The sequence below is a fragment of the Providencia sp. R33 genome (assembly GCF_019343475.1).
In the GTDB taxonomy this organism is placed as follows: Bacteria; Pseudomonadota; Gammaproteobacteria; order Enterobacterales; family Enterobacteriaceae; genus Providencia.
This window is the reverse complement of record NZ_CP072453.1, coordinates 3,954,713-3,968,660: the sequence shown is the minus strand read 5'-3', so window position 1 is coordinate 3,968,660 and position 13,948 is coordinate 3,954,713. Positions and strand designations below refer to the sequence as shown.

Genomic DNA, 13,948 nt, shown 5'->3' with positions numbered 1-13,948 from the left:
CTAACGCTGTGAAACAAACCCAGAGACATGATGCAATCGTTGAACTTGTGCGTCTTCAGGGATATGTCAGTACTGAAGAACTTGTCGAGCACTTTGAGGTTAGCCCTCAAACCATTCGACGAGACCTCAATGACCTCGCTGAGCAAAATAAAATTCAGCGGCACCACGGTGGCGCAGCACTGCCTTCAAGCTCCGTAAACGCGGCGTATAATGACCGTAAAATCATGTGGTCAGACGAAAAAGCCCGTATTGCGCAGCATGTCGCTAGCCAAATTCCTGATGGCGCGACGTTATTTATTGATATCGGGACGACACCTGAAGCCGTTGCCCATGCGTTGGTTAACCATAAAAACCTGCGTGTGGTAACCAATAACCTTAACGTTGCCACGTTACTGATGCCAAAAGAAGACTTTCGCTTAATTTTAGCGGGGGGTGAAGTACGCTCGCGTGATGGTGGCATTGTGGGTGAAGCCACCCTCGATTTTATCTCTCAATTTAGATTGGATTACGGCATCCTCGGTATTAGCGGCATTGACATGGACGGCTCGCTACTGGAGTTCGATTATCATGAAGTGCGTACTAAGCGCGCAATTATTGAGAATTCACGCTGCGTGATGCTAGTCACCGATCACTCTAAATTTGGCCGTAATGCGATGGTCAACCTCGGTAATATGAATTTAATCGACTATTTATTTACCGACAAACAACCACCAGACAGCATTCTCAAAGTGATTGAGCAACATAACGTCCAGCTCGAACTTTGCTAATCAAATCATTAGGTTCATGATGGCAGTGCCCTTGCGCTGCTATCATGTTTTTGAATATCGCCGTTCTTCACAATCCCCCTATTTTTCTTTCTATTTCTCAATTCGTTTCTAATCATTATTTAACTAACGCGTTATACACAAAATAATTCTCATCACAGCTAGGCGGTAAATGAAGCTAAGCCCTAGGAGCGTACAACAAGTACGTGACTAGGGTTAGCAAGTGCGGCCAGCAACGCTGTGGTGGGAAGAATGACGTGTATGAAATTTGTTATCGACATCACGCAGTTGTTATTTTTCTTCATTATTAGTTGGCATACTAATGGAATTTGATTACAATCAAATGAGCGAAAACGAACATTATTGAAAGTGTTTCGAACATCTCAGGGGGATGCATGGAAACTAAAGACTTGATTGTCATCGGCGGCGGGATCAACGGCGCTGGTATTGCAGCTGATGCTGCAGGTCGTGGATTATCGGTATTACTGCTCGAAGCTCAAGACTTAGCGAGTGCAACCTCATCAGCGAGTTCAAAGCTGATCCACGGTGGCTTACGCTACCTCGAACATTATGAATTCAGATTAGTCAGTGAAGCACTGGCTGAGCGCGAAGTCCTATTACGACTGGCACCGCATATTGCGTTTCCAATGCGTTTCCGTTTACCGCACCAACCTCATTTACGCCCAGCTTGGATGATCCGTATTGGCCTGTTCCTTTATGACCATTTAGGTAAACGTGTAAGCCTACCAAGCAGTAAAAGCTTAAAGTTCAACCAGAACTCTGTCTTGAAACCTGAGTTAACCAAAGGGTTTGAATACTCTGACTGCTGGGTTGATGATGCGCGTTTAGTTGTTCTAAACGCTCAAGAAGTGGTACGTAAGCATGGTGAAGTTCGTACTCGCACAAAAGTAACGCGTGCTTATCGTGAAAATGGCTTATGGGTCGTTGAGGCACAAGACTTACGTACGGGCGAAACTCATACGTGGAAAGCGAAAGGACTGGTTAATGCGACGGGTCCATGGGTCAAAGAATTCTTTGACGATGGTTTGAAATTAAAATCGCCATATGGCATTCGCTTAATCAAAGGTAGCCATATTGTTGTTCCACGTGCTCACGATGAACCGCAAGCTTACATCCTGCAAAACGAAGATAACCGCATTGTCTTTGTTATTCCATGGATGGATGAGTTCTCAATCATCGGTACAACGGATGTGGAATACAAGGGCGATCCAAAAGACGTCAAGATTGATGATAAAGAAGTCAGCTATTTGCTTAAAGTGTATAACGACCACTTCAAAAAACAGTTAACGGTTGAAGATGTGGTATGGGATTACTCAGGGGTTCGCCCATTGTGTGATGATGAATCTGACTCACCACAAGCGATTACCCGTGACTACACATTAGATATTCACGATGAGCAAGGGCAAGCACCGTTACTGTCTGTATTCGGTGGTAAATTAACTACTTACCGTAAATTAGCTGAAGCCGCAGTGAATAAACTCGCCACTTACTACCCGAACGCAGGTAGCCCGTGGACTAAAAATGGTCAATTACCGGGTGGTGATATCGAAGGTTGTGACCGTGATGGTTATGCACGCGTATTACGCCAACATTATCAATGGCTTCCAGAAGGCATCGCCCTGCGTTATGCAAGAACTTACGGCAGCAACAGCAAACTCATTTTAGACGGCGCGAATTCGCTCAGCGATCTCGGTGAATCATTCGGTGCCAACGTCTATGAAGCCGAACTGCGTTACTTAGTGAAAAATGAGTGGGTAACAGAATTAGATGATGCCATCTGGCGTCGTACTAAATTGGGCATGTGGCTGAATGATTCAGAAAAACAGCGCATTGCACAATGGTTGTCAGAGCATACCTCTGCATAATCGTAAAAATCTCGTTGTTAGTACAAAGCCAGTCAAGTGACTGGCTTTTTTATATTTAAAGCCTATAGGTTGCTTAAATTGATTTTCTTTGCCTATAATATGCACGTCTTTTATCCTATCATTTAACTTAGCAGGTACTCCCTACGATGAATTAAGCACTGCCAGAAAATATTTCCCAATACCGCCTTGGTATTCATTTTTCTGTTCCTGGCAGGCAACGCTATTCATCGACGCTTCTTGATAAGTCAACGACGTTGTCTGCACTCTTTATTTTTGGAGGTGCCTATGACAATTGCGTGTCACTTTTCACAACTGAATATCGAATTTAACCAAACCGCCCTGTTTCCTCCTTTAAGCGGGACGTTATCTTGCCAAAAAAATGCCTTAATTGGTCATAATGGGCGAGGTAAATCGGTGCTTATGAAGCTGCTTGCTCAAGTTCTACCGCCTACACAGGGGAATGTGCATTGGAATATGCCCTTTATCCATATTAATCAGCTCACCCGCTTAGCAGGTGAAACGCTGATTGATGCTTTAGGTATTACGGAGCTGTATCATGCTTTTTCTCGCATTGAATCAGGTAATGGCTCACAGCGCGATTTTGAGCAAGTAGACGACAAATGGCATTTACCATCTCAATGGCAAAGTTTATTGGATTCCGCTCGGTTACCCATTTCGATGGACACCCCTATCGCCCATCTTAGCGGTGGCGAACGCACACGCCTTGCCCTATGCCGTGCCTTTTTACAGCAAGATAGCTTCTTACTGCTTGATGAACCAGATAACCATTTGGATGCGACTAGCCGTCAGTGGCTAAGCCAAAAACTGACTGAGCACCGAGCGGGTAGCCTTGTTATCTCTCATAACCGAGCACTGTTAAATGAAATGGCAACCATTTTTGAGCTCACCGAAAAAGGCTTGCAGGAATATGGGGGAAATTATGGGTTATATGACACCCAGAAGAATTTCGAAATTGCCGCGATTGATGCTCAAGCTGAGCGTTTAGAAAAGCGCATTAACCAAGAGAAAAAGCAGCAACAGGCCACGTTGCAAAAGGCCGCTCAGCGGAAAAAGCAGGGAGAAAAAATCCGTTATGGTGGTTCTCAATCCTTATTGCTACTCGATATGCAGAAAAACCGTGCGGAAAAAAGGCAGTCTAATGTTGCTGAACGTCATCAGCGAGTGATGGATAACTTGCAAGGCCAACAACAAGAAAACCAAGAGAAAATACACCATACTAAGCAGCAAAAAATGGTGATTGACTACCAGAGCGAGGGGAAAAAAGTGACAGTTTTCGCTTCAGATCTTTGCTTACCCTATGGCCATTTATCACCGCTGTCATTCACCGTATACAGTGGGGAACATTGGCATATTCAAGGTGATAATGGTTGTGGTAAATCCACCTTACTTAAGGTGCTTTCTGGGCATCTCCAAGCCCAATCAGGTGAATCTCGTTTAAGTGGCCATTTTTGTTATTTAGATCAGCACTTAAACTTGCTCGATAAAACGCTACCAGTAGGTGAAGCTTTACATCAATACCAACCCTCATTTACTGTTGAACAGTGGCGGACACAACTGGGTATGCTACGGATTAGAGGTGATAAATCCTTGTTGCCATTACAACAATTGAGCGGCGGCGAACAGCTCAAAGCCACATTATTAGCCCTGACTCATAGCCCAAACCCACCTGCGATTTTGTTACTCGACGAACCAGATAACCATCTGGATTTAGAATCGAAGCAGTTACTGGAGGATTTATTGAATCATTACCAAGGTACATTGCTACTGGTTTCCCATGATGACGCCTTTATTGAGCGCTGCAATATTACCCATACATTAAATCTTTCTGGTGAATAGAATTGAGAGCCACCTTCAAGGAAGGTGGTTAATTTTTAGCGAATAAACGTGTTTTTGACGCGGTTAGAGACTAAAAAATACGGTATCCATAACACACAATAGAAGCTGCCATTAATCGCTGCGATAACGTTTGAGTAATTAATTTCCATACCAAATGTATAAGGGAAGACAAAGCGGGCAACAAACACCATCAAGGTGTATAACAACATGGTTATGATAAATAACCACTTCGCACTTTTTTTCCATTTAACTGCCGCGATGAAGGCCCACAGTAGCAATGCAATGAGCACCCCATAACCCGTTTGTAACAGATAATAAGCCGTTGAAAACCCAGGCACATAAAAGTCGGAATCAACCCGCGTGGCAAGCGGCCAGACTGTTTTCACTTGGGAGATGTCTTGCATTAGCATCATGACCATTTTATACAACATATAAAACAGCCCAATGACTGGCCAAATCAACCAACCCCCTAGCCCTTCAAGCGATTTTTTCGGCGCAGGCTGTGGGACAACTTGCGCAGCAACCTGCTCTAATTGAACAGTGGGTTGAGAATTCTCCATTTAACGAACCTTTTTATCCTGTATTTTTTCTTCAATGTATTCTTTGAGTACAATCGCTTGATTATGTTCTGTATTTTTTGCGCTATACAATAGCGTCAAGTTGCCTTGTTGCGCCTGTGCAACTAACGTTTTCCACGCCTGCGTATTATTCAGTTCTTCATGGTATAGCTGCACAAACTGCTCGAATTGGTCGGTATGTTGGTGGAACCATTTGCGTAATTCATTAGAAGGAGCCACTTCTTTATTCCATTCATCACACTGTAGATCAGTTTTTTTAATCCCTCTGGGCCACAGCCTGTCGGCCAAAACACGGTAACCATCATTTTCAGTTGCTGAGTCATACACTCTTTTGCAATAAATCATTATGTCACCTCTATGACGGTATTTAATTCACAAAAGTATTTTTTACACGCTTAGAAACCAAAAAATACGGTATCCAAATTGCGCAGCCAATCAGAGCGCGAAGAATGTCGTGAATATCTGATGCTTCAACTTCTAAATCTAATAATGTGCCTGCCAGTATAATATCTGAAACAGTCAACACTAAAGAAAATAGCTGGAAAAAAATGTAAATTCTAATCGTGAGTTTTTTCTTCGTAAAAAAGACATAACACAAGAAAAGTAATAAAGCGTATAGAATCGCATTCCCTAAAAGCTCAAAATAAATAAGTTCTTTAAACAAGGGAATGAATGTATCGAATTGAGGATTGGTTAGCTCATCCCAGTACTCAATAACCTGAATATTTTGCCCGTAAATTGCAAATGGAAGAATAATAATGGATAGCACAATCCCTAACATAGGCAAAATTAGCCAACCACCAATCCCTGTTAATTCAGGTACAGGCTTCGAAGGGATTGAAGGGTTATGAGATGAACTGCAATCTTCAGTTTTCATTTCACTTCCTTATTAAATATAAACACCATGTTATTTACGAAATAATCAATCTCATTAAGATAACATACTTGTTCATTAAAATATGAGTTACTTAATACGCTAATACACAATATATTGGGATTAAAGAAAAATCTTATAAGGTCATCATAATGCAAACATTTACTGTTAATTTACCGCTCCCACAACCTTATCGCTCTGAGGACTTTTTTGCCTTTCATTTAAGAGACCAACAGAATGTGGCGGAGATTGTTGTCGATAATTGTTTGCAAAAAGGCCTAATTTGGCAAAACTACCCAACCAAAATTCAGTTAGCGATTGAAAACCAACAAGCGACCGTTTCTTTGGATATTGATTCTTCCAATATTTTCCCAACTGAAACAGAAATCAGCACCCTTGGGAAACACTTATTAGGCTTACATCAACCCGTTAATGAATTTGAAACGCTCTACCTAACAGACCCAGCGCTTGGTCAACTGATTGAAAAACAAAAAGGATTAAGAATTTATCAATCCTCTAACGCTTTCGAAGCCTTAGTATGGGCAATTATTGGACAGCAAATTAGTGTTCATGCCGCTATCGCTATCCGCCGGCGATTTATACAAGCTGTGGGAATACAGCACTCATCGGGAATTTGGTGTTTTCCTGATATCCAACAAGTGGATTTAGTCAGTGATGGCACACTCCGGCAAGCAGGCTTTTCATTAGGAAAAATTGTTGCACTCAGGGCGCTATGCGAAGCAATTAAAAACCAACAGATTGATTTATCAGTACAAGTCACCCATGACAATGCTGATGAGCTTACAGAGCAACTGCTCAAAATTAAAGGAATTGGCCCTTGGACGGTCAGTTATGCGCTCTTACGGGGCTTTAATTATCTCAATGGTTCTTTGCATGGTGATGTGGCTGTAAGGCGTAACTTGCAAACATTATTAGCCAGCCAAGAACAACCGACTGCTAAAGAAACAGAAAAGTGGCTGATGCAATTTTCACCATGGCGAGCACTCGTTGCCGCCCACTTATGGCGTAATCAATCAGCGGCAGGTTATTAACTAGCTGTCTATAAAGAAAAAAAGCCCAATCAATGATTGGGCTCCTTGGTTAACCAACAGCCCGTATTAACGCAACCAGTTAGTTTTCACCAATTGAACGACTTCATCACCGCGCCCGCTCATAATGGCTTTTAGCATATATAAGCTGAAACCTTTTGCTTCTTGCGCAGCAATTTCTGGCGGCATTGAAAGCTCTTGTTTTGCGGTTAAGACATCTACCACCACAGGGCCATCATGGGCAAAAGCCTCTTTAAGTGCACCGTCGAGATCTTCGCTTTTTTCGACTCGAATACCTTTAATACCCGCTGCATTCGCAATCGCCGCGAAGTTCGGATTATGCAAATCTGTTCCAGCAGTTAAGAAACCTGCAACCTTCATTTCCATCGCCACAAAGCCCAGTACCCCATTGTTATGAATGATAATTTTAACCGGTAGCTGCATTTGAGAGAGAGAAATAAAATCGCCCATTAACATGCTAAACCCACCATCACCACACATGGCAACCACTTGGCGTTTTTTATCAACCGCTTGAGCACCAATGGCTTGTGGCATCGCATTTGCCATCGAACCGTGATTAAACGAACCGATTAAACGACGTTTACCATTCATTTTCAAGTAACGCGCAGCCCACACCGTTGGTGTGCCCACATCGCAAGTGAAGATTGCATCGTCATCTGCCAGTTCACTAATTTTAGTCGCCAAGTACTGCGGATGGATTAATCCTTCATGCCCTAGTTTTGCAAGGTCGTCTAACCCTTTACGCGCTTCCTCGTAATGTTTCAACGCACCCTCAAGGTGTTTATTATCTTGTTTAGTTTGTAGATGTGGCTGCAAGGCATCCAAAGTTGCTTTAATATCGCCAATCAGCCCCATATCGATATGGCAGTGAGACCCTAAGCTCCCTGCGTTAATATCAATTTGAATAATTTTCGCATCATTCGGGTAGAAAGGACGGTATGGGAATTGTGTTCCAAGTAACACAACAGTGTCAGCATTCATCATTGCATGGTAACCCGATGAAAAACCGATTAAACCTGTCATCCCAACACTATACGGATTATCCCATTCAATGTGTTCTTTCCCGCGTAGTGCATGAACAACTGGGGCTTTCAAGGTTTCGGCGAGTTTGATCACTTCATCATGTGCGCCTGCGCAGCCATTACCACAGAATAATGTGACATTTTTAGATTCATTCAGCGCTTGCGCTAATTGTTCAATTTCTGAACGCTGTGGCATGATCAATGGAGCTTGTGGTTGATACCATGTGTCTTTAGCGGTCTCAGGCGCATCTTTTAATGCAATATCCCCCGGAATGACAACAACGGATACCCCTTTATTCAAGATTGCTTTGCGCATTGCAATGCCAAGCACTTGTTGGATTTGCTCTGGATTCGACACCATTTCACAATAATGGCTACATTCACGAAATAGCTCTGTTGGATGTGTTTCTTGGAAATAATTACTGCCAATTTCGCTTGATGGTATATGCGCCGCAATCGCTAATACCGGTACTCGGTTACGGTGGCAATCATATAATCCATTGATAAGATGCATATTTCCTGGCCCACAAGAGCCAGCACAAACAGCTAACTGCCCTGTAAGCTGAGCCTCTGAGCCCGCGGCAAATGCAGCAACTTCCTCATGACGAGTGCCTAACCATTCAATCGCCCCTTGGCGGCGCAAACTGTCGGTTAAGCCATTCAATGAATCCCCAGTAACGCCCCAAATACGTTTAACACCTGCATTATCAAGCACTTTTGCAATATAGGATGCAACACTCTGTTTTTTCATAATGGCACTCTTCTTCGTCGGAGGTCATACGCGCTTATCTTGTTATTCACTAAAATACCGCACGTACTCTTTTAGAAACCCAATAAAATTTATTTTCAATTTTATTGCATTCTCTGATTATCAAACTTATTTACAGTCATTTGTTTGATTGTAACCAAGTCAATTATTCATTCCTACTCATCAAGTCCATTATAAAACAGAACGACACAATCCTCCGTTATTATCAAAAGAAGATGATAATAACGGAATAAATTAAGAGTCTATTGTTAATATTAATCAACACAATAAGAATATCGTAAAATGAGCGATATAATTATCTAATCAGTTTTCGAATGTTTAAATTATACTTTCCATAGTAAAACACCCGTTTGATAACCTGCACCTAATGACCAGAAAATAATCAAGTCACCATCATGAAGTAACCCTTTTTTCAAACGACTCGCATAGGCAACAAATGGGCTATTTACACCTGTGTAACCATATTCATCACCTATATACTCAATATTATCCCAAGAAATATTTAATCCTTGTTGTATCTTTTTTATATTCGTTTTTGATAATTGAGAAAAGAAAAAGCAGCGAATATCTTGTAATTTAATGTGGTGTTTTTTAAGTTGATATTTAATACCCTCGATAGCAAAATCTAAACTTTGAGCGCCCGTAAAGTTATTCCAATAAAGCTTTTCTGTCTTCATATTTGTAGATTGCGAAACGCCATAGCGGGGGTAGACAATAGTGTCCACAAACTGACTATCCGTAAAATACATGCTATCAATTAATCCAGCGCCTGAATTATCCTCCGTCTTCTCCAGTACCATAGCAACAGCGGCATCCCCCATTAAGGCATTAGGCACTAATTCATTTGGATTAGTAAAATGAGAAAAAAAATCAGAAGCAACAATTAATGCCTTACGATAAGACACTTTAGATTTTAACATCATTGCGGCTTGCTCAAATATCGTTATCATACCTAAACAATTACTGTTCATATCTATACATACACAACTATGCTTAATATTTAATTCTCCATGCAGGCGAATAGCATGGATGGGTGAAATATATTCAACCGTTGTGGATGCAAAAAGAATAATGTCAATATTATCATCTTGAATAATAGGCTTAGCTGCATTAATTGACATCGTTAAGACATTTTCACTTGCCGGATCCGCAATATAACGTTTATCACAGCCGAATGACTCTAACATCTTCGCTATATTTTCTATTTCTGGATGCCTCACAATGAAATAATCATTACCTCTAACTTCTGAGGGATGATAAACATTAATTGCAGATATTTTCACTGAAGTATTCATCTCGTACTCCCAAAATACATAGAATATTCAGCATAGAAGAACCCCCAAAAAAAATAAACGTAACATTATGATTATTAATTACTTTATAGTTTAAACGCCGATTTATTCATTTAGTATATTATCGGCTCAAATAACATTTTGGTATAAACCTGACAACCCAAAACAAAACGCCGATTAAACAGTTAACTATGGATTAAAAGCCCATTGATTTTACATTTTCAAGATTTTAATGTACCATAGTTGACCTGTTTGGTTATTTTCAGGTGGTAAATTTTGCTTTATTTACAAAAAAACATGCCTTATTTTTCCCTCTATTCCCGCTGGATCGCCCCTTTATTTAGCGTCACTATAAATACTTAAAACTTATCAAATATTCATACAGCGTCTATTCTAAATAATAAGGTTTTTACGTTATTAAAGTATGAAAACCCACACCTTAAATGCGATTGATCTGGTTGTTGAAATTCAATTAAGAGGATGGTTTTATGAAATTCAAGAAGAAAAAAGAAAAACCCTTAAATATTAATGACATTACAATCATTGATGATGGTAAATTAAAAAAAGCAATTACCGCTGCTTCACTGGGTAATGCGATGGAATGGTTTGACTTTGGTGTATATGGCTTCTTAGCCTACGTTTTAGGTCAAGTTTTCTTTCCAGGCGCATCACCGAGTGTTCAGATGATTGCTGCACTAGCAACATTTTCCGTTCCCTTCTTAGTTAGGCCGCTAGGGGGCGTGGTATTTGGTATCTTAGGCGATAAATATGGCCGACAAAAAGTGTTATCGATGACCATTATTATTATGGCGATAAGCACTTTCTGTATTGGTCTTATCCCGTCTTATGAAAGAATTGGTATCTGGGCTCCGATTTTGTTACTCGTTGCCAAATTAGCACAAGGTTTCTCCGTAGGGGGGGAATATTCAGGAGCTGCAATCTTTGTTGCTGAGTATTCCCCCGACCGTAAACGTGGTTTTATGGGAAGCTGGTTAGACTTTGGTTCTATTGCGGGTTTCGTACTGGGCGCTGGTGTGGTTGTCCTGATTTCCAGTATTGTTGGAGAGGCAAACTTCCACGATTGGGGATGGAGAATTCCATTCTTCTTAGCCTTACCTTTAGGGATCATTGGGTTATATCTACGTCATTCCCTTGAAGAGACTCCCGCTTTCCAGCAGCACATTGAGTCACTAGAAAAGCAGGATAAAGCCAATATCCAAAATCCGCCAAAGGTTTCAGTGCGCGAAGTAGCATCTAAATATTGGAAAAGTTTATTAATTTGTGTGGGTTTAGTGATTGCGACTAACGTCACGTATTACATGTTGCTGACTTATATGCCAAGTTATTTATCACATAACCTGAATTATTCAACTGACCATGGTGTGTTGATTATTATCGCCATTATGATTGGTATGCTATTTGTTCAGCCCGTGATTGGCTTAACCAGTGACAAAATTGGCCGTCGTCCGTTTGTCATTATCGGTAGTGTTGGTTTAGTGTTCTTGGCTTACCCTGCTTTTATGTTAATTAACAGCGGCTCAGTTGGGTTAATTTTTGTTGGGTTGCTGATCCTAGCGGTATTACTAAACTGTTTTACTGGGGTCATGGCATCAATTTTACCCGCAATTTTCCCAACACATATTCGTTATAGTGCCTTAGCCATCGCCTTTAATATTTCGGTATTAATTGCGGGTGCGACACCAACCGTTGCAGCTTGGTTAGTTGAATCCACCACGGATTTATATATGCCTGCCTATTACTTGATGGTGATTGCGTTAATTGGTTTATACACCGGTATTCGTATGCCAGAAACAGCAAACAAGCCATTACGTGGTGCGACGCCAGCGGCATCGGATAAAGCAGAAGCGAAAGAAATCTTAAGTGAGCACTTTGACAATATTGAGCAGAAAGTCGAAGATATTGACCAACAAATTGCTGAACTTGAGAAAAAACGCCAGTCGTTAATTAATCAGCACCCTAAATTGGATTAACATCACAACGCGAGGAGGAAAGCGATGGCAGCGAAGCAGATTTGTCATCTTATTTGGTTTCGTCATGATTTACGCGTCACCGATAACAAAGCGCTTTCCTCGGCCTGCGCTGACCCGCAGGCCAATGTCATCGCTCTCTACACCGCAACACCAGAGCAATGGCAACAACACGATGTTTCTGCGCGGCAAATCGCCTTTATTCACCAAAATCTGGTGGAATTACAGCATTCCCTTGCGCAGCTAGGCATTCCGCTTATTTGCCATACCGCTGCATATTTTACCGATGCGGCTAAATGGGTGCTGGATTACGCCAAAGAACAGCAGGCCGATGCCCTGTTTTTCAATCGGCAGTATGAATGGAATGAAAAAAAGCGCGATGAATGGCTGATAGAACACGCACCACCAATGCAAATCCATGCTTTTGACGATGCGTTGTTACTGCCTCCAGGCGTAGTCACAAATCAAAAAGGCGAAATGTACCAAGTTTATACCCCGTTCCGCCGTGCTTTTATAACCCAACTCACCGTCACCGACAGCCGTTCATTACGTGCACCAGACAAGCGTTCAAAGCCATTAAACATTGAGACAACCTCGCCCCTATTTCCCCATGAGCATCAAGATATCGCGCAACCGTTCCCCGCGGGTGAACAAGCCGCCTTAAAACAGCTCAGGCAGTTCTGCGCTCAAAAAGTTGCAGATTACCAACACGATAGGGATTTCCCCTCAATTAATGGCACTAGCCAGTTATCACCGTATCTCGCAATTGGAGTACTATCACCTCGCCAGTGCTTCAATCGCTTACAAACTGAAAACCCACAGGTTCTTGACTACCCTGATAGCGGCGCATTCACTTGGTTAAACGAACTAATTTGGCGTGAATTTTATACTCACCTCTTAGTGGCATTTCCTCACTTGTGCCGCCACCAGCCCTTTATTCAATGGACGCAATATATTCACTGGAATGATTCACCTACCGATTTTGAAGCATGGAAAAGCGGAAAAACGGGCTACCCAATTGTTGATGCGGCCATGCGCCAGCTGAATACCACTGGCTGGATGCATAATCGGTTACGAATGATTGTGGCAAGCTTCTTAGTCAAAGATTTGCTCATCGATTGGCGAAAAGGGGAGAAATACTTTATGGCCCAGCTCATTGATGGGACTTTAGCGGCCAATAATGGTGGCTGGCAATGGTCTGCCTCTACAGGTGTGGATGCCTCTCCGTGGTTTCGTATTTTCAACCCAACCACACAAGGGAAAAAATTTGATGCACAAGGCTCGTTTATTCGCCATTGGCTCCCCGAATTAGGGGATATCCCGGATAAATATATCCATACCCCTCATGAATGGGCAGAAGAAAACAATACAACCATTGATTACCCTAAGCCTATCGTTGATCACAAACAAGCGCGTTTAAACACACTGGAAGCGTTTGAAGCAGGTAAACGCAATAGTCTTAAATACGATAAATAGCAAAGTTATTATTTGTGTTAATGGGTATTATGCAGACCTAACAATAAGGAGATGCAATCAATGAGCGTAATTTTACAGGTAGACTTCCCATACCAAGGCCCATGGGGCGAAGAAATGACAACAGCAATGAATGATTTAGCTGAGTCAATCAACCAAGAACCCGGTTTTATCTGGAAAATTTGGACTGAAAACCAACATACCCAAATGGCGGGTGGCGTTTACCTGTTTGCTTCTGAGTTAGAGGCAAAAGCTTACTTAGCCAAACACAGTGCACGTTTAAAAGCCTTTGGCGTGCCTGATGTCAGAGGTGAAATTTTTGCTGTAAATACTGCGCTCAGCCAACTTAACCAAGCGCAGTTTATTGCGAAATAA

12 protein-coding genes are annotated in these 13,948 nt (G+C 41.8%); 7 read left to right on the top strand and 5 right to left on the bottom strand.

Going from position 1 to position 13,948, the window contains the following annotated elements; translation table 11 throughout:
- Window positions 1-8 precede the first annotated feature (8 nt).
- The 3 genes from J6836_RS18620 to J6836_RS18610 all read left to right on the top strand — a co-directional run bounded on the left by J6836_RS18620 (window position 9) and on the right by J6836_RS18610 (window position 4,507).
- Window positions 9-767 carry a DeoR/GlpR family transcriptional regulator gene (locus J6836_RS18620; RefSeq protein WP_004262881.1) on the top strand — a complete coding sequence of 253 codons (759 nt, stop codon included), beginning with the start codon at window positions 9-11 and terminating at the stop codon, window positions 765-767.
- 392 nt (window positions 768-1,159) lie between these two features.
- Complete coding sequence (gene glpD / locus J6836_RS18615; RefSeq protein WP_219245352.1) at window positions 1,160-2,650, top strand: glycerol-3-phosphate dehydrogenase; 1,491 nt, start codon at window positions 1,160-1,162, stop codon at window positions 2,648-2,650.
- Between the two features lie 285 nt (window positions 2,651-2,935).
- Window positions 2,936-4,507, top strand: a complete 1,572-nt coding sequence (locus J6836_RS18610) for an ATP-binding cassette domain-containing protein (RefSeq protein ID WP_219245351.1) — start codon at window positions 2,936-2,938, stop codon at window positions 4,505-4,507.
- Between the two features lie 35 nt (window positions 4,508-4,542).
- Here the strand turns inward: J6836_RS18610 and J6836_RS18605 are convergent, their stop codons facing one another.
- From J6836_RS18605 to J6836_RS18595, 3 genes are read right to left on the bottom strand one after another with little or no spacing between them, the layout of a single operon-like run.
- Complete coding sequence (locus J6836_RS18605) at window positions 4,543-5,067, bottom strand: DUF2569 family protein (RefSeq protein ID WP_219245350.1); 525 nt, start codon at window positions 5,065-5,067, stop codon at window positions 4,543-4,545.
- Window positions 5,068-5,430, bottom strand: a complete 363-nt coding sequence (locus tag J6836_RS18600; protein WP_219245349.1) for a DUF488 domain-containing protein — start codon at window positions 5,428-5,430, stop codon at window positions 5,068-5,070.
- A 22-nt stretch (window positions 5,431-5,452) separates the two neighbouring features.
- Entirely contained in the window at window positions 5,453-5,962 is a 510-nt protein-coding gene (locus J6836_RS18595) for a DUF2569 domain-containing protein (RefSeq protein WP_219245348.1), read from the bottom strand.
- A gap of 149 nt (window positions 5,963-6,111) precedes the next feature.
- On the opposite strand from J6836_RS18595, the gene J6836_RS18590 reads away from it, so the two are divergent.
- A complete protein-coding gene (locus J6836_RS18590; RefSeq protein ID WP_219245347.1) occupies window positions 6,112-7,011 on the top strand; it encodes a DNA-3-methyladenine glycosylase family protein in 900 nt (299 codons plus the stop codon).
- 66 nt (window positions 7,012-7,077) lie between these two features.
- On the opposite strand, the gene poxB is transcribed toward J6836_RS18590, so the two are convergent.
- Window positions 7,078-8,802: a ubiquinone-dependent pyruvate dehydrogenase gene (gene poxB / locus J6836_RS18585; protein WP_219245346.1), complete on the bottom strand. Its 1,725-nt coding sequence runs from the start codon at window positions 8,800-8,802 to the stop codon at window positions 7,078-7,080.
- A gap of 341 nt (window positions 8,803-9,143) precedes the next feature.
- The gene (locus J6836_RS18580) at window positions 9,144-10,115 is read right to left on the bottom strand and encodes a 3-oxoacyl-[acyl-carrier-protein] synthase III C-terminal domain-containing protein (RefSeq protein WP_219245345.1); all 972 of its coding nucleotides are present in this window, start codon (window positions 10,113-10,115) and stop codon (window positions 9,144-9,146) included.
- A 485-nt stretch (window positions 10,116-10,600) separates the two neighbouring features.
- On the opposite strand from J6836_RS18580, the gene proP reads away from it, so the two are divergent.
- The 3 genes from proP to J6836_RS18565 are packed head-to-tail and all read left to right on the top strand — an operon-like array spanning window position 10,601 to window position 13,948.
- Window positions 10,601-12,103, top strand: coding sequence for a glycine betaine/L-proline transporter ProP (gene proP / locus J6836_RS18575; protein ID WP_219245344.1), 1,503 nt, complete (start codon window positions 10,601-10,603; stop codon window positions 12,101-12,103).
- A 24-nt stretch (window positions 12,104-12,127) separates the two neighbouring features.
- On the top strand, window positions 12,128-13,576 hold the full coding sequence (phrB, locus tag J6836_RS18570) for a deoxyribodipyrimidine photo-lyase (protein ID WP_219245343.1): 1,449 nt from the start codon (window positions 12,128-12,130) through the stop codon (window positions 13,574-13,576).
- Between the two features lie 60 nt (window positions 13,577-13,636).
- Window positions 13,637-13,948 (top strand): monooxygenase, encoded by a 312-nt coding sequence (locus J6836_RS18565; RefSeq protein ID WP_219245342.1) that lies wholly within the window; start codon window positions 13,637-13,639, stop codon window positions 13,946-13,948.

Excerpts from the sequence above, each read along its gene's own strand:
- glpD (WP_219245352.1), top strand. The coding sequence starts at position 1,160 with ATGGAAACTAAAGACTTGATTGTCATCGGCGGCGGGATCAACGGCGCT.
- J6836_RS18610 (WP_219245351.1), top strand. The coding sequence starts at position 2,936 with ATGACAATTGCGTGTCACTTTTCACAACTGAATATCGAATTTAACCAA.
- J6836_RS18605 (WP_219245350.1), bottom strand. The coding sequence starts at position 5,067 with ATGGAGAATTCTCAACCCACTGTTCAATTAGAGCAGGTTGCTGCGCAA.
- J6836_RS18600 (WP_219245349.1), bottom strand. The coding sequence starts at position 5,430 with ATGATTTATTGCAAAAGAGTGTATGACTCAGCAACTGAAAATGATGGT.
- J6836_RS18595 (WP_219245348.1), bottom strand. The coding sequence starts at position 5,962 with ATGAAAACTGAAGATTGCAGTTCATCTCATAACCCTTCAATCCCTTCG.
- J6836_RS18590 (WP_219245347.1), top strand. The coding sequence starts at position 6,112 with ATGCAAACATTTACTGTTAATTTACCGCTCCCACAACCTTATCGCTCT.
- poxB (WP_219245346.1), bottom strand. The coding sequence starts at position 8,802 with ATGAAAAAACAGAGTGTTGCATCCTATATTGCAAAAGTGCTTGATAAT.
- J6836_RS18580 (WP_219245345.1), bottom strand. The coding sequence starts at position 10,115 with ATGAATACTTCAGTGAAAATATCTGCAATTAATGTTTATCATCCCTCA.
- proP (WP_219245344.1), top strand. The coding sequence starts at position 10,601 with ATGAAATTCAAGAAGAAAAAAGAAAAACCCTTAAATATTAATGACATT.
- phrB (WP_219245343.1), top strand. The coding sequence starts at position 12,128 with ATGGCAGCGAAGCAGATTTGTCATCTTATTTGGTTTCGTCATGATTTA.
- J6836_RS18565 (WP_219245342.1), top strand. The coding sequence starts at position 13,637 with ATGAGCGTAATTTTACAGGTAGACTTCCCATACCAAGGCCCATGGGGC.